This window comes from Candidimonas sp. SYP-B2681 (genome assembly GCF_003971065.1).
Lineage (GTDB): Bacteria > Pseudomonadota > Gammaproteobacteria > Burkholderiales > Burkholderiaceae_B > Pollutimonas.
Map to the genome: position 1 here is coordinate 70,413 of NZ_RYDV01000009.1, position 14,662 is coordinate 85,074.

General features: G+C 55.1%; 14 protein-coding genes and 1 tRNA gene. 9 read left to right on the forward strand and 6 right to left on the reverse strand.

The genetic code is table 11. The annotated features are described in order from the left end of the window. Positions 1 to 75 precede the first annotated feature (75 nt). The 3 genes from EKL30_RS18875 to EKL30_RS17085 all read left to right on the forward strand — a co-directional run bounded on the left by EKL30_RS18875 (position 76) and on the right by EKL30_RS17085 (position 2,043). Positions 76 to 243: a hypothetical protein gene (locus EKL30_RS18875; protein ID WP_158618436.1), complete on the forward strand. Its 168-nt coding sequence runs from the start codon at positions 76 to 78 to the stop codon at positions 241 to 243. Positions 244 to 306: 63 nt separating this feature from the next. Beyond that, positions 307 to 1,326 (forward strand): rhodanese-related sulfurtransferase, encoded by a 1,020-nt coding sequence (locus tag EKL30_RS17080; RefSeq protein WP_126708452.1) that lies wholly within the window; start codon positions 307 to 309, stop codon positions 1,324 to 1,326. 30 nt (positions 1,327 to 1,356) lie between these two features. After that, positions 1,357 to 2,043 carry a glutathione S-transferase gene (locus tag EKL30_RS17085; RefSeq protein ID WP_126708453.1) on the forward strand — a complete coding sequence of 229 codons (687 nt, stop codon included), beginning with the start codon at positions 1,357 to 1,359 and terminating at the stop codon, positions 2,041 to 2,043. 71 nt (positions 2,044 to 2,114) lie between these two features. Here the strand turns inward: EKL30_RS17085 and fabI are convergent, their stop codons facing one another. The 3 genes from fabI to gloB are packed head-to-tail and all read right to left on the reverse strand — an operon-like array spanning position 2,115 to position 5,109. After that, positions 2,115 to 2,897, reverse strand: coding sequence for an enoyl-ACP reductase FabI (gene fabI / locus EKL30_RS17090; protein ID WP_126708454.1), 783 nt, complete (start codon positions 2,895 to 2,897; stop codon positions 2,115 to 2,117). Positions 2,898 to 2,927: 30 nt separating this feature from the next. Further along, positions 2,928 to 4,313, reverse strand: a complete 1,386-nt coding sequence (locus EKL30_RS17095) for a transglycosylase SLT domain-containing protein (protein WP_126708455.1) — start codon at positions 4,311 to 4,313, stop codon at positions 2,928 to 2,930. Positions 4,314 to 4,320: 7 nt separating this feature from the next. Then, on the reverse strand, positions 4,321 to 5,109 hold the full coding sequence (gene gloB, locus EKL30_RS17100) for a hydroxyacylglutathione hydrolase (RefSeq protein ID WP_126708456.1): 789 nt from the start codon (positions 5,107 to 5,109) through the stop codon (positions 4,321 to 4,323). Between the two features lie 18 nt (positions 5,110 to 5,127). On the opposite strand from gloB, the gene EKL30_RS17105 reads away from it, so the two are divergent. From EKL30_RS17105 to EKL30_RS17130, 6 genes are all read left to right on the forward strand, one after another. Then, positions 5,128 to 5,886 (forward strand): class I SAM-dependent methyltransferase, encoded by a 759-nt coding sequence (locus EKL30_RS17105; RefSeq protein ID WP_233583228.1) that lies wholly within the window; start codon positions 5,128 to 5,130, stop codon positions 5,884 to 5,886. A gap of 52 nt (positions 5,887 to 5,938) precedes the next feature. Then, a complete protein-coding gene (rnhA, locus tag EKL30_RS17110; protein WP_126708457.1) occupies positions 5,939 to 6,409 on the forward strand; it encodes a ribonuclease HI in 471 nt (156 codons plus the stop codon). A gap of 49 nt (positions 6,410 to 6,458) precedes the next feature. Next, entirely contained in the window at positions 6,459 to 7,562 is a 1,104-nt protein-coding gene (locus tag EKL30_RS17115; RefSeq protein ID WP_126708458.1) for an efflux RND transporter periplasmic adaptor subunit, read from the forward strand. Between the two features lie 14 nt (positions 7,563 to 7,576). Continuing rightward, positions 7,577 to 10,651 (forward strand): efflux RND transporter permease subunit, encoded by a 3,075-nt coding sequence (locus EKL30_RS17120; RefSeq protein WP_126708459.1) that lies wholly within the window; start codon positions 7,577 to 7,579, stop codon positions 10,649 to 10,651. Between the two features lie 49 nt (positions 10,652 to 10,700). Beyond that, on the forward strand, positions 10,701 to 11,408 hold the full coding sequence (dnaQ, locus tag EKL30_RS17125; protein ID WP_126708460.1) for a DNA polymerase III subunit epsilon: 708 nt from the start codon (positions 10,701 to 10,703) through the stop codon (positions 11,406 to 11,408). Positions 11,409 to 11,483: 75 nt separating this feature from the next. Beyond that, a tRNA-Val gene (locus EKL30_RS17130) sits at positions 11,484 to 11,558 on the forward strand. Positions 11,559 to 11,569: 11 nt separating this feature from the next. Here EKL30_RS17130 and EKL30_RS17135 read toward each other — a convergent pair. The 3 genes from EKL30_RS17135 to lhpI form a co-directional block, all read right to left on the reverse strand. Then, positions 11,570 to 12,544: a quinone oxidoreductase gene (locus tag EKL30_RS17135; protein ID WP_126708461.1), complete on the reverse strand. Its 975-nt coding sequence runs from the start codon at positions 12,542 to 12,544 to the stop codon at positions 11,570 to 11,572. Between the two features lie 279 nt (positions 12,545 to 12,823). Continuing rightward, on the reverse strand, positions 12,824 to 13,585 hold the full coding sequence (locus EKL30_RS17140) for a flagellar brake protein (RefSeq protein WP_126708462.1): 762 nt from the start codon (positions 13,583 to 13,585) through the stop codon (positions 12,824 to 12,826). A gap of 95 nt (positions 13,586 to 13,680) precedes the next feature. Then, entirely contained in the window at positions 13,681 to 14,610 is a 930-nt protein-coding gene (lhpI, locus tag EKL30_RS17145; protein WP_126708463.1) for a bifunctional Delta(1)-pyrroline-2-carboxylate/Delta(1)-piperideine-2-carboxylate reductase, read from the reverse strand. Positions 14,611 to 14,662 lie beyond the last annotated feature (52 nt).

A 14,662-nucleotide genomic window follows, 5' to 3' on the forward strand; every position in this document is an offset into this window, starting at 1 on the left:
TTTGACCCTTTCTTTCATTAGGGATGACCCAGTTCGAAAATCGTTTCCAACGATAGTTTTGATTGTGAGGCCAGTATGCTAGTTAAACCACGTACGCCAACACCGTTCCGACCATTGCAGTCGGATACCCAGCAGCTCATCAACGAAGAGCGCGCAAAACAGGCGTCGGCCAAAAATATTATCAGCATGAGCGGAGTCGGTAACGAACGCTATGGCAAGAAGCACGTCAAATCTCCAAGCTGACAGGGCCTTTTCGATAAGCGTTAAAATAGAACATTCTGATCTCTAGAATGTTCTTTAACGATTATGGCAAATTTTTTGGTTGCGGCGTTATACAAATTTGTTCACCTACCTGACTTCAAGGCGTTGCAGGCGCCTTTATTGGCATGCTGCGAAGTCAACCAGGTGAAGGGAACGCTGCTTTTGGCTGAAGAGGGTATCAACGGTACGATTGCCGGACCTTCTGACGGGATCAACGCTGTGCTGGATTACTTGCGCAGCGATCGTCGATTGGCTTCCCTTGTCCACAAGGAATCCTGGTCCGAGAAAATGCCGTTCTACCGCATGAAGGTAAAGCTCAAGCGGGAAATCGTTACCATGGGCGTGCCTAATGTCCAGGCCGAAACCATGGCAGGCACCTACGTGAAGCCCGAGGACTGGAACGCACTGATCGACGATCCCGATGTAATAGTGGTCGATACCCGCAACGATTATGAAGTTTCGATTGGCACGTTCAAACGCGCTGTTAACCCGCAAACGACAAGCTTCACCGAATTTCCGCAGTGGGTAAAAGAACAATCTGGGGAAGGCGGTCTTTTGCATAACAAGCCCCGCCTGGCCATGTTCTGCACTGGCGGGATTCGCTGCGAAAAGTCAACCGCTTACATGCGCACGCTAGGTTTCGACGAGGTTTATCACTTGGAAGGTGGCATCCTAAAGTATCTGGAAACCGTCGCGCAGGAAGATAGCCGTTGGGACGGCGAGTGTTTTGTCTTCGACGAGCGTGTATCGGTAATGCATGGGCTGGAACCTGGCCATTACGAATTCTGCCGGGCTTGCCGTTTGCCCCTTAGCGCTGACGACAAGCTTTCCGAGCATTTCGTCGAGGGCGTCAGTTGCCCGCATTGCCACGATACGCACACCGATGAACAAAAAGCGCGGTTCGCCGAACGGCAAAAACAGGTTGAATTGGCCAAGCAACGCGCTGAACGACACATTGGTGTGCGCGTAGAGCTAAAAAAAGCCGCCAAGGAAAAAGCCGATGCCGAAGCAGAATCGCATCGGCAACAGCAGCTGAAGAAGAAAGGCGCCGCTACAACCGTGTAGTTGGCGTGGCGCCGATTTTCGGCAAGCGAAATGACGACTCAAACATATCCCGTACTCTATTCATTCCGAAGGTGCCCCTATGCCATGCGGGCGCGCTCGGCAATCGTTGTCAGCGGTCAGGTGTGCGAGTTGCGCGAGGTGGTGTTGCGAAACAAGCCCCAAGCCTTGCTGGACGCATCGCCCAAGGCGTCGGTGCCAGTGTTGGTAAATGTGGCAGGCCGTGTCATCGATCAAAGCCTCGATATCATGTTGTGGGCTCTGGAACGAAATGATCCGTTGGCGTGGCTGCGTCCAGCTCAAGGCGATCTGACCGGCATGCTGAAGTTGATCGGCGAGTGTGATGATGAGTTTAAGTTTCACCTTGATCGCTACAAGTACCCCCAGCGCTATGAGAATGTCGACGGCCAAGAGCATCGCGCCGAAGCGGGGCGATGGCTGGAGCAACTGGAATCCCGCTTGGCTACGCATCGTTTTTTGTTTGGCGACCGCATGGGCCTGGCCGACGCGGCCATTGCACCGTTCGTGCGCCAGTTTGCCCATACCGACCTGGAGTGGTTTGCGCGCCAGTCGTGGCCGCATCTACAGGCTTGGTTATTGCAGTGGTCCGAATCAAGTTTATTCGATCGTATTATGGATAAGTACCCACCTTGGGAACCCGGTGCTTCGATAGTAGTGTTCCCTGACCCGTCTTCCCGTCTGGCTGAAATAGCGCAATAAACGAAGCAGGCCCGCCGCGTTGCAACGCGGCGGGCCTGCATGAATGACTTCCTATTTATTATTTAGCGCGCTTATTCCATTCCAGGAATGACAGTCGAGAATCCGCCATCAACATGGGTGATTTCGCCAGTAATGCCGCCAGCCAAATCCGACATCAAAAACGCTGCCACGTTGCCTACGTCTTCGATGGTGACATTGCGGCGTAACGGCGCGTGTGCTTCGACATATTTGAAAATCGAAGAGAAGTCTTTGATACCGCTGGCTGCCAGCGTCTTGATAGGGCCAGCAGAAATGGCATTGGCGCGTATGCCCTGTGGACCGAGAGCCGATGCAAGGTAGCGTACGCTGGCTTCGAGCGACGCTTTAGCCAGACCCATGGTGTTGTAGTGCGGGACAACTTTTTCTGCGCCCATATAGGTAAGGGTCAGCACGGAGCTTTTACGGCCTTTCAGCATCGGCAATGCTGCCTTGGCCAAGGCTCCAAAGCTGTAGGCCGAAATATCGTGCGCAATTCGGAAGCCTTCGCGCGAGAATCCTTCGAGCAGGTCGCCACTCAGCGTTTCGCGTGGGGCGAATCCAATCGAATGAACCAGTCCGTCAAGGCCGTCCCAGCGCGTCTGCAGCTCGGTAAAGGTGTTTTCTATTTGCTCGTCGTCGGCGACGTCGCAGGGAATGACAATATCGGTGCCCAGCGCGGCGGCAAATTCAGTGACACGATCTTTGAAGCGATCGCCAACGTAAGTAAAGGCGAGTTCCGCCCCTTGCTGCTTACAGGCTTGCGCAATGCCGTACGCAATAGACCGATTCGATATGACGCCTGTAATTAGAATGCGTTTACCGTTTAGGAAACCCATGTGAAAAATCCTTTCTTTTATATATGAGAGTTAGCCGCGTATGCTCGTTCCGGGAACACGCAGCCGGTCACCCTTGCTTAGCTTGCTGTCCTTCAGATTGTTCAGCTTGCGCAATTCGTTAACCGAGGTGTTGTACTGCTTAGCCAAGGAGAACAGCGTGTCGCCGCCCTTGACAGTATGAGTTCGGACATTGGCCTTGCGGCGCATGACGACGACATCCTTGTTGCCACGCGATGGCGTGGAACGGGGCGCGTCAGTCTGGCTTTCGGACACCTGAAGCGAGGCCAGCTGAATGCTGCCTTGCATGCCTTCGGCAGGCACTAACAGTGTCTGTGCCACGGCTTTGGTCGCTTTGCTTCCCAGGCCATTGATGGCACGTAGCTGCGCAGTGCTGATGCCGTATTGCTTGGCAATGTCCACGTATGACTCGCCAGGCTGGCTTTTGTAAGTTCGCCATGCGCTCAGCCGGCCTTTGTAAGCTTCCAGATTGGCGTTGAATATGTCAACGCGATTCAAAGGCAGGAGTAAGGCGGGCTGGTGCTCGGCGAGAATAATAGGCCGGTTGAACGATGCGTTAAGCAATTTGAATTCGTCCAGTGGCATTTCCGCAAGCTTGGCCGCCACCTCGATATCGATGTCGTCAGTTTTCTGAACCTTGGTGAAATACGGCGTATTGCTGACTTCCGGCAGAGTAATGCCATACTTTTTAGGGTTGGTAATTATGTTCTTGATCGCTTGCAGCTTAGGTACGTAATTACGTGTTTCTTCGGGCATTTTGAGTGCTGCGTAATCGGCAGGAATGCCCGCTGCTGCATTTTTCTCCATCGCCCGCTTAACCGATCCTTCGCCCCAGTTATACGAGGCCAGCGCCAGATACCAGTCGCCCTGGAAGTCGTACAGATAGGCCAGGTAGTCGAGGGCAGCGTGCGTAGACGCCACGGGGTCGCGGCGCTGATCGCGCCATGCGTCTTGTTGAAGGTTGTAATGCAGTCCGGTGCTGGGAATAAATTGCCACAACCCAGACGCCTTGGCGCGAGAATAAGCAGTCGGGTTGTAGGCGCTTTCTACGAAGGGAAGCAGTGCGAGTTCGGTTGGTAGCCCGCGGCGGTTGAGCTCGTCGACAATGTAATACAGGTATTTTCCGGCCCGCTTGCTCATGAGCAGAACGGACTCGGGGTGGGACGCGTAATATTCGGTCCAGCGTGCAGTTAATTCATTGTCCAGGTTCGGTATGGCAAACCCGCGCCTTACGCGGTCCCACATATCGCGTGGGGGGTGGGTAAGATCGATCGTGCGCGACGTTTCGGCAGCAGTGTAGAACTTCTTTGCCGGGGCGTAAGGATTCTGGGAGGTGTTGGTGGCACAGCCCGCTAGTACTGCTACGATTAGCAGAATGAATAGTCGTAGGCAGTTCATCGGGAATTCATTTAAAGTTATTCTTCCATTCGCGCAAGCTGGCAAAAACGGCCACAGCTGAATCCAGCGGCTTTCCCGCATAGCGCGAGGCAGCATTTAATACGGTAGCTTGCGAAGTACGAAAAAACGGGTTTGTCTTGTGCTCGGCACCTATGGTAGAGGGCAAAGAAGGCGCGCCTTCTGAACGGAGTTGCGAAACCGTTTCCCACCGTTGCTGCAAAGCCAGGTTATCGGGCTCTACCTGAAGCGCCCAACGCAAATTCGCTAGAGTGTACTCGTGACCGCAACACACAAGTGTATCTAGCGGTAAATCGCTTAGTTTACCCAGAGAATTGACCATTTGGGCGGGCGTGCCCTCAAATAAACGACCACAACCCGCTGCAAACAAGGTGTCGCCGCAGAAAAGCAAGGGCTTCCCGGATCGGCATGAGCCATAATACGCAATGTGACCGGCGGTATGCCCGGGGATGTCGAGCACAGTAAGCGTCAAATCCAGGCGCGGCAGTTGTACCGTATCACCTTCCGCAAGGCGCTGGTCGCAAGCCGGTAGCTGCTCGGAAGCCGGGCCATAGACGATAGCCCCTGTTCGCTGTTGTAATGCCGGCGCGCCTGCGACATGGTCGGCGTGATGGTGGGTCAGTAAAATGGCATCCAGCACCAGATTATGGTGCTCCAGTGCTGCTTCCACCGGGGCTGACTGCCCGGGATCGACCACAATGGCATGGCCATTCTTGTGCACCATCCATATATAGTTATCGGACAGGGCAGGAATTGGGATTAGTTTAATGTTTACCATAAAGCCAAGGGAGTTGATGTGCAGGCGGAACAACCACTGAATGTAGAGCTTGCCCAATGGCTGGCCACTGCGCCGGGCCAGTATGTTCAAGCGTGGGAACAAAAACAAATAGACGGCATGGTTACCAATGTGTTCGGTTATCATGCCATACAAATTGGGCTGCCGCATTGGGATTTATTGCAAGCAAATCGCATACCGTTCAAGGGACGCAGCTGCAGTCCGTTCGAAAATGCACTCGGGCAATCCGCTGTCGTCATTAACGATCCTGAATATTTGCCCTTCGATACCCAAAGCATCGATCTGCTGGTGCTGCCACATGTTCTTGAATGTTCTAATGCGCCGCACCAGATTTTGCGCGAAGTCGAACGCGTGCTGATGCCCGAGGGGCGTGTGGTGATATCCGGTTTTAATCCTTGGAGCCTTTGGGGGGGACGCGAACGCATCCCGGGACTTGATCCGCTTATGCCGGTACCGGCTCACATGCAAGTGTCGCTCGCTCGCCTCAAAGATTGGTTCAAGCTGCTGTCGCTGGAGCTCGATCGAGGACGTTTCGGATGCTATGCGCCCCCTTGCCTCAATAAAGTATGGCTGGACAGGTGGTCTTTCATGGAGGCCGCAGGCGATCGCTGGTGGCCGGTATGCGGTGCCGTTTATGTGGTCTCTGCGGTCAAGCACGTAACCGCGTTGCGCCTGGTCGGGCCCGCATGGAAAACGGCCAGTAAAAGGGTGCGCAGCCAGGCAGTGGTAACGGGGCGTCATTCCGGTCTAAAGACGTGAGGCGGTTCTTTCACTATTACTTATTTTGCCATTGCGTGCGCAGAACAAATCAATGAATAGCAGTCAAGTTGAAATATGGACCGACGGTGCCTGTAAAGGCAACCCCGGAATGGGCGGATGGGGCGCTTTGTTGCGCCAGGGACGCCACGAAAAGGTGCTGTATGGCGGTGAACCTGACACGACGAATAATCGCATGGAACTCAAGGCGGTCATCGAGGCCCTTAAGGCTCTAAAGCGCCCCTGCGACGTAGTGGTGCATACCGATTCTCAATATGTTCAGAAAGGCATGAGCGAATGGCTTGCTAACTGGAAGCGGCGTGGATGGCGAACGGCCGACAAAAAACCCGTGAAAAATGCCGATTTATGGCAGGAGCTGGACGTCCTGGTGGCCGAGCACGTATTGACGTGGCGGTGGGTTCGCGGCCACGCCGGAGACCCAGGTAACGAACGTGCTGACGAACTTGCCAATATGGGCGTCGAGCACGCGCGTGCCGCGATGACAAATAAAAGCATGCAGCGATGAACAATCCAATGCTACAGTCACAAATTGTGTCTGAATCCGTCTAGACTTGATGAAAAACTCCACCATAGGTTTCGTGCTGGTTCTCGTGTCCGGCGTAGTACTTGGCGCCGCCGGGGCAAATTGGCTTGCGAATCAAAATGCTTCATCTGCGAAAGTTCCCACCGCAGCTCCCGCGGCCACAGCCCCGGTTGAGAAAAAAATCGCGGTCGAAGTAGCGCCTGTGGTACGCGTGCCCTGGATGCGCGGCGTGTCGGCCGTCGGTAGCTTGCGATCCGAGAACTCGGTGATGTTGCGCCCCGAGGTCACCGGACGGATTGCCGAAATAAACTTCAACGACGGCGGTAAGGTCACCAAGGGCCAAGTCTTGGTTCAACTGGACGATAGCGTTGTAAAGGCCCAGTTGCAGCAAGCGCAGGCCAATCTAAGCCTGGCAAATAGCCAGTACCGGCGGGCAACCGAACTTAGTAAACAGGGGTTCATCAGCAAGCAGGCCCGCGATGAGGCTGCCAGCCAGTTGAAGGTGCAGCAAGCGGCGGCGGCCCTCGCCAAGGCTCATCTTGATAAAACAGCAATACGTGCCCCTTTTGACGGCCTTATAGGGTTACGCAATGTGTCGGTGGGCGACTACGTCAGTCCGGGTATCGACCTGGTCACCGTAGAGTCAATCGATCCACTTAAGGTGGATTTTCGGATTCCTGAGCATTTCCTGGGGCAGGTCCGCGAGGGCATCAAGCTTGCCTTGCGTTTCGATGCGCTGCCGGGTCAAACCCGAGAGGGCGTCGTGGGGGCGATAAGTCCGCTGGTCGACGTGGGCGGTCGCTCTTTATTGTTGCGGGCCAATGTGCCTAATACCGATGGGGCCCTGCGTCCCGGCATGTTTGCACGGGTGCAGTTGCAGTTTGCCGATGACCAGGCGCTTGTCGTACCGGAAACAGCACTTGTTCCCTCGGGCGAGTCGCAGTATGTTTTCCGTGTCGAACAAGGTCGCGTCAAGCGACTGGCTGTTGGAGTTGGGCAGCGCCGCGAAGGGAAAGTAGAAATTACAAGTGGCGTGCAAGAAGGGGACAAGATCGTCGTGTCCGGGCTGCAAAAAGTAGCCGACGGTGTTGCCGTCGAGATCTTGCCATCCGCCGAAAAAACCGCAGCCTCCTGATTTCGGGTGCTCCCATGATTCTTTCTGAAATCTGTATCAAGCGTCCAGTTTTTGCGACGGTCCTGTCGCTGATCATTGTGTTGGTGGGCTTGATCTCGTACGAGCGGCTTTCGGTGCGAGAATATCCCGCGATCGACGAGCCGGTGGTGTCAGTGGTAACCGTCTACAAAGGCGCTTCGCCGGAAGTGGTCGAGTCCCAGGTGACCAAACCTTTGGAAGACCAGTTGGCCGGCATTGAAGGGGTGGATGTCATGACCTCCCGAAGTCGCTCCGAACGCAGCCTCATTAATGTCAAATTCAACCTGTCGCGCGACCCCGATGCGGCGGCAGCAGAAGTTCGCGACAAGGTCTCGCGGGCGCGCCGATTTTTGCCAGACGAAATTGACGAACCTATTATCAGCAAAGTGGAAGCCGATTCCACGCCTATTATTTACATCGGTGTCGGGGTGGGCGATTACTCGCAATTGCAGGCGTCCGACTACATTAATCGATACGTCAAGACGCGCCTGTCCGTCTTGCCTGGCGCCGCCGAGGTGCGAGTGTTCGGCGAGCGCCTCCCATCCATGCGGATCTACATCGACCGCGCCAAAATGGCGGCCTATGGCCTGATCGTGCAAGATGTCGAATCGGCGTTGCGCCAGCAAAACGTGTTGATACCGGCTGGGCGAATAGAATCTCGCGCCCGCGAGTTTTCGGTAGTGTCGTCCACTGATTTACAAACCACGGAACAATTCAACCGGGTCATTGTCGCTACCGTAAACGGGTATCCAGTACGCTTGAGCGATGTGGCCGATGTCCAGATTGGGCCAGCGGACGACCGGGTGCTGGCGCGATTCAATGGCCAGCCCAGCTTGACCATTGGCATTACCAAGCAGTCGACAGCCAATCCGCTGGACTTGTCCCGCGAAGCGCACAAAGAAGTGGCGTTGATAAATGAAAATTTACCGGCGGGCATGCAGCTGACCATTGCATACGATAGTTCAGTATTTATTCAGGAATCGATCAAGTCTGTTTACCACACGGTAGGTGAGGCCATTCTGCTTGTCGTGCTGGTGATCTTCTTTTTCTTGCGTAATTGGCGCGCAAGCTTGATCCCGATTGTCACCATACCCGTATCGCTGATCGGCGCCTGCGGAATCATGTACTTGTTCGGCTTCTCAATCAATACATTGACGCTTCTTGCCATGGTGCTGGCTATCGGTCTGGTGGTTGACGACGCTATTGTTGTGCTTGAGAACATTTACCGGCACATCGAAGAAGGCAAGACGCGGCTTGAGGCGGCGTTGCTCGGATCCAAGGAAATCGGTTTTGCGGTTGTCGCCATGACGCTGACCCTGGTGGCGGTGTATGCACCATTGGCGTTCGCGACGGGCCGGACAGGGCGCCTGTTTATTGAGTTCGCCTTGACGCTTGCCGGTGCCGTGCTGGTATCGGGCTTTGTCGCGCTTACCCTCACTCCCATGATGTGCGCCGCATTGCTAAAACACGAAGTTGGGCATGGGCGGTTTTATACCCTCGTCGAGAATTTCCTGGTGTCGCTTACCCACCGTTATCGAAATGGGCTGGCACGCGCCCTGCGTCATCGCGTCATTGTTCTCCTTCTTGGACTCGTAGTCGCCGCCGGCAGTGTGGTGTTATTCAAGACGGTGAAAAGCGAACTCGCACCCATTGAAGACCGCGGTGTGATTTACGGCATGGTCAGCGCGCCGGAAGGTTCCACGCTCGATTACACCCTTCAAAGCGTGCAACAGATTGAAGGGGTGTATGCATCAGTTCCGGAATCGAGCGGGAACCAAACAATCATTGGTTTTCCCACGGTGACCGACGGCATTGCCATCTTGCGGCTCAAACCATGGGGCGACCGCGATCAGTCGCAGCAAAGCATTGCCCGCGCGTTGCAACCAACGTTTGCGGCGCTTCCAGGCGTACGTGCCTTTCCCACTAATCCGCCTTCACTGGGAGAGCGGGCAACCTCCAAACCGGTCGATTTTGTCGTCATGAGCCAGGCCAGCTACCCGGAAATGGCCAGGCTGGTGGATGAGTTCGTCACCAAGCTGCGCGGCTACCCTGGATTGCAGAATATCGACACCGACTTGCGGCTGAACACGCCGGAGCTCAAAGTGGTGATCAACAGAGACAAACTGGCAGATGTCGGCGTAGACGTCGGTGACGTCGGGCGCACACTCGAATCCATGCTCGGCGGACGCCAAGTGACTCGCTTCCAGGACAGCGGTGAGCAGTACGATGTCATCGTGCAGGTCAAAAAAGCCGACCGTGCCGACCCGGCCGATATTTCTGATATCTATGTGCGCACGCGGCAAGGCAGCATGGTCCAGATGTCCAATTTCCTTACCGTTTCCGAAAGCGTCTCGCCGCAATCGTTGAATCACTTCAATCGCCTTCGTGCGGTCAAGGTGCAGGCATCCATCGCTTCCGGCTATGCGCTTGGTGAAGTCCTCGAGCATATGAATCAGGTTGCGCGCGACACGCTGCCGCATACGGTGCAGACCGACCTTGACGGGCAGTCGCGCGAATTCCGCGATTCTTCAGGGAGTATCTATTTGGTCTTCCTGATGGCGCTGGTGTTCATTTACCTGGTTCTTGCGGCGCAGTTCGAAAGCTGGCGCAATCCGCTCATCATCATGTTTTCGGTACCCTTGTCCATGACAGGCGCCTTGCTCGCCTTGTGGCTGTCGGGGGGCACCTTGTCGATATATAGCCAGATCGGGCTGATTACTCTGGTCGGGCTGATTACGAAACACGGCATTCTGATTGTTGAGTTCGCGACCCAATTGCGCGCCGAAGGGGCTGAGCTATTCGAGGCAGTGACCGAAGCCAGCGTATTGCGCTTGCGGCCTATACTTATGACTACGGGCGCGATGGTATTGGGGGTTTTGCCCTTAGCCTATGCCACAGGTGCCGGCGCGGAGTCACGACAGCAAATCGGTTGGGTGCTGGTTGGTGGTTTAAGCTTAGGCACCTTGCTGACGTTGTTCGTGGTGCCCGTTGCCTATACCCTGATTGCCCGCAAGACCAAAACCCAAGGCGTTCAGGAAACCGGTGAATTGCCTCTGGCGTTGGATCGTTAAGCTTAGCCGGGCCGGAAATAGTTATTAGTAGTAAAGGAACAAAATAGTTATGCGTCAGATTATGCTGGATACGGAAACCACAGGGCTGGACCCTTCCAGGGGGCACCGGGTGGTTGAGCTTGCGTGTGTGGAAATGGTGAACCGCAGTCTTACCGGCCGGCACCTGCATTTGTACTTGAATCCTGACCGCGACAGTGATCCGGAAGCGTTGGCTATACACGGCCTGACCACCGATTTCCTGTCCTCGCATCCCCGTTTCGAAGACGTTGCTGCACAGTTGGTGGATTATGTGAAAGACGCGGAAGTCATCATTCATAACGCTGCCTTTGACACCAAATTTCTGACCGCGGAACTCGCACGAGTCGGCTTGCCATCATTCGACAAGCTATGCGCCAAAGTGACCGATTCCTTGCTATATGCGCGTGAACTGCACCCGGGCAAACGCAATTCGCTTGATGCCCTGTGCGAACGCTACGGAATTTCGAACGCCCACCGTACACTGCACGGTGCGCTGCTCGACTCAGAACTTTTGGCCGACGTATGGCTGGCCATGACGCGCGGGCAAGATGCCTTGCTAATGGATTTCGAGGAAGACAGCGGCATGGATGCCAACGGCCTGCGGGTCGAACGCTTCGACGCCTCGGTCTTGACGGTGTTGTTGGCCAATGAAGCGGAACTTCAAGAGCACGACGCGTATTTGACAACGTTGGACAAGACGGCGGGCAAGCCTTGCTTGTGGCGCGCCGTCGAGGCATGATAGTTTAGTGTACAATTCTTGCCTTCGCAGTTGGTCGTAAAGCAGGCTGTCTTCAAGCTTGGGAACGACAACTTCGGGCGGTTAACTCAGTGGTAGAGTGCCACCTTCACACGGTGGAAGTCACAAGTTCGAACCTTGTACCGCCCACCATAACTCCCCCCCTATATCGTCAGTATCACTGACCCTTGTCGCGACCTTGATTCCATCTCGTGATGTGCTTGCGCTGCGTTGGCAAGGCCGAACGTTGCAATGTGGCCAGGCTGCAAGACATGGTCATTCAGCGCTTCAAAGAGCGCGGCCGCGGCAGCCTGCCGTTTTTCGACTTTCTTCAGGTGCTGAAATACGCTCGGCCGCGACAAGGAATTAGACTTGGCGAACAAGGCGGAAACTTCAAACGGCGGCACAGGCCCGGATGCCTGTCCGTAATTGGCCAGATGTCCGCACGGCGCCAGGCATGCCAGGGATCCGAAAAAGGTGTCTTTGCCAACCGCGTCGTATGCCACTTGCACCCCTTCGCCGTTCGTAATGTCTTTCACCCGGGCGACAAAATCTTCTTGCCGGTATTGAATGACATGGTTGCACCCATAGCGCTGTGCCAGTTCCACTTTATGCAGTGAGCCCACCGTGCCAATGACGTGGGCACCCAAGTGGCTGGCCCACTGACACAGCAAGGAACCAACACCCCCGGCGGCCGCATGAACCAGCACCCAGTCTCCGGGTTTGACGGCGTAAACCTCATGCACCAGAACTTGCGCGGTAAGGCCCTTGAGCAAGGTGGCGGCGATGATGTGGTCGTCAATGCCAGCAGATAGTCGAATCGCTGCCTCGGCGGGTAACGTCCGTTCTTCTGAATAAGCGCCGTAGCCAACATGAATGTATGCGACACGATCGCCTACGTTCAGATGTTCGACCTCGTTCCCCAGCTCAGTCACGACTCCGACGCCTTCTATCCCTGGAATGCCGGGTAGAGCCAACGTTTTATACAAGCCTGAACGGACGTAGACGTCGTGGAAGTTTACGCCGACGGCGGTATGCCTGAGCCGGATCTCGCCGGGTAAAGGTGCTCGAACCGCAACCGGCTCAAATTTCAGGTTCTCCGCCGGGCCGGCTTGATGCAGGACAATGGCTGAAGGCATGGCAATCCAATCGCGTATCAAGGACCATCATTAATAGCATGGAAACGCGGTTGGAATACCGAAGGTGGGCTAGGCGCCATTGTCGGCCCCCACTTGAGCGACGAATCAATAGAGCTAACGCAAATGCTGTGCCAGTAGATCAGCTACTTCGTAGGGCGCTAATCGCGAAGGAATATTTAAAATAACACCCTCGCGAGGGCGTTATTTCGTGAGCTATTTTGATGGGTCATGGTGCAACGCAGCTTCCTTCGCTGCACCATAAGGGGTCACCCTAATCGTCTATTCGAAACCCCGACGCTTCGCGTTGAGCTTACGTTCAAGTTTGCCTATGTATTGCTGGACGATGAAATTCATTGGGTTGGACAGCTCGAAAAACCTGCAGCCAATCAGTCGTGACTCCTTGCCGTTGAGCAAGATCTCGTCGAGCGACCTCATTATCATGAGATCGGTAACCACCACGCCGGCTTCTGGCAGCTCGATTCTGCAGTCTCTGTATAACGTTCCCAGCGCATTATCCAGCACGTGGGTGTTGTCGAAAACCGAGATGCCGCCGGCGCTGATGTCTTTAAGTTCGAACTTGACGGTTCGTTCGCCCTTGTCATCCCTTATGGTAAAGGTCGCCGAGGCCCTATTACTTACCGGTATGTCGACCCGGTAGTATTCGCGCCGCTGTATGCGCTGCAGCGAATCTGGAATAGGTACTCGTAATGCGGGCATGCCGTCTTGCATGCAGCCGGTTACCTGAGCGGTGGAAAACTGGATGCGAACTTTATCGATGTTCGTGTCAAAATTGACAAGCTCTGCCGACGTAATGCGCCGGTTGAAATCCTCGTCGGCGGAATTGTCCACAATGAATGAGTTGCTGGCTGCGTCGATTTCGAGAATGGTCGTAATGATGGCGACCTCCCGACCCTCGACGTGCATGCGCAACAGGGCGCGCCTGGATTCGATGGAACGCAGGACAGACAGAATTTCCAGCGAAGAGGTCACCAGGAAAGGATCGTCTTCGTCATCGGTGTTGCTAAAGTTGGCAGTAGACATTGATGTAGATCATTACTAAAGGACACAGGCGAGCATAGAACAGCGGCGCCGGAATAGTCTACCCGAATATCGAGTCGTTTCCATGACTATTCTCGTTAAATGGCCAGTTCACGCATGCTGGCCATGTGCAGCGCGCAGCGTGCGGCAGCCAAGTCCCATGCGGCACATCCTACGGTCTTGAATACGATAGGCCGATCGCGGTTCACGCCTTCCGCTAGGGCGGATGACAAGGCCTGCACCATGGACCAGTCCACGTTGGCCTGTATAAGGTCGCCCGCTTCGTGTCGCGCGCCAGCGGGGTCGTCAACGTAAATGCGGCTGCCGCCGAGCGTAATGGGACCAATTTCGGCAAGCTCGGGCTTGAACGCGCCCACGCCAATGACCAATATGCCTGCATTGGCAGGCTTGTTGTAGACGGGACTTGCGCTGGTGGTGAGCGTAATGATGGCATCGACGTCGTCAGGGGGGATGGCGGTGGCTTCTAATTGCAATGGCAGACATTGCTGCGTTTTCACGAAGGCCTGCGCCTTTTCCAGGCTTGTTCCAGTCACTGTGACACGCAGTCCTGGGTAGAGCGCGGCAAGTGCCTCGATGTGTCCCACCGATTGTGTGCCGGTACCGATAAGGGCAATTCGGCGCGGGGTTGATGGAAGGAATACGTTGAGTCCCAGCATGGATACTGCTGCAGTGCGTCTCGCCGTAACAGTGGGGCCATCAAGTATGAATAGTGCCCGGCCGGTGCGGCTATCGTAGGCTGACACGACGCCATGTATTGTGGGCAGGTTCAATGCGCGATTGCTCGGGACAACATTGACCAGTTTATGGATGCCAATATCGTCGGCCGTGGCAGGCATGGAAAGCATCACTCCGCCCAGCGGGAATGGCACTACCTGGCGTTCGGGCGCGCAAATGTCGCCGTTGGCATACTGAGTGCAGGCGTTGGCAAGCGCGGTGACCAGTTCGGCAAAAGGTAGCAGTTCAGCAGTTTCTTGAGCATTGAAAGCGTGGATGGAACGGGTTGTCATTAGAATTCGCTTTGAAGAGGTTGAACTATCGGCACATGCATCAGATTATGCT

Coding starts and splice junctions, on each gene's coding strand:
- EKL30_RS18875 (WP_158618436.1), top strand. CDS start 76: ATGCTAGTTAAACCACGTACGCCAACACCGTTCCGACCATTGCAGTCG.
- EKL30_RS17080 (WP_126708452.1), top strand. CDS start 307: ATGGCAAATTTTTTGGTTGCGGCGTTATACAAATTTGTTCACCTACCT.
- EKL30_RS17085 (WP_126708453.1), top strand. CDS start 1,357: ATGACGACTCAAACATATCCCGTACTCTATTCATTCCGAAGGTGCCCC.
- fabI (WP_126708454.1), bottom strand. CDS start 2,897: ATGGGTTTCCTAAACGGTAAACGCATTCTAATTACAGGCGTCATATCG.
- EKL30_RS17095 (WP_126708455.1), bottom strand. CDS start 4,313: ATGAACTGCCTACGACTATTCATTCTGCTAATCGTAGCAGTACTAGCG.
- gloB (WP_126708456.1), bottom strand. CDS start 5,109: ATGGTAAACATTAAACTAATCCCAATTCCTGCCCTGTCCGATAACTAT.
- rnhA (WP_126708457.1), top strand. CDS start 5,939: ATGAATAGCAGTCAAGTTGAAATATGGACCGACGGTGCCTGTAAAGGC.
- EKL30_RS17115 (WP_126708458.1), top strand. CDS start 6,459: ATGAAAAACTCCACCATAGGTTTCGTGCTGGTTCTCGTGTCCGGCGTA.
- EKL30_RS17120 (WP_126708459.1), top strand. CDS start 7,577: ATGATTCTTTCTGAAATCTGTATCAAGCGTCCAGTTTTTGCGACGGTC.
- dnaQ (WP_126708460.1), top strand. CDS start 10,701: ATGCGTCAGATTATGCTGGATACGGAAACCACAGGGCTGGACCCTTCC.
- EKL30_RS17135 (WP_126708461.1), bottom strand. CDS start 12,544: ATGCCTTCAGCCATTGTCCTGCATCAAGCCGGCCCGGCGGAGAACCTG.
- EKL30_RS17140 (WP_126708462.1), bottom strand. CDS start 13,585: ATGTCTACTGCCAACTTTAGCAACACCGATGACGAAGACGATCCTTTC.
- lhpI (WP_126708463.1), bottom strand. CDS start 14,610: ATGACAACCCGTTCCATCCACGCTTTCAATGCTCAAGAAACTGCTGAA.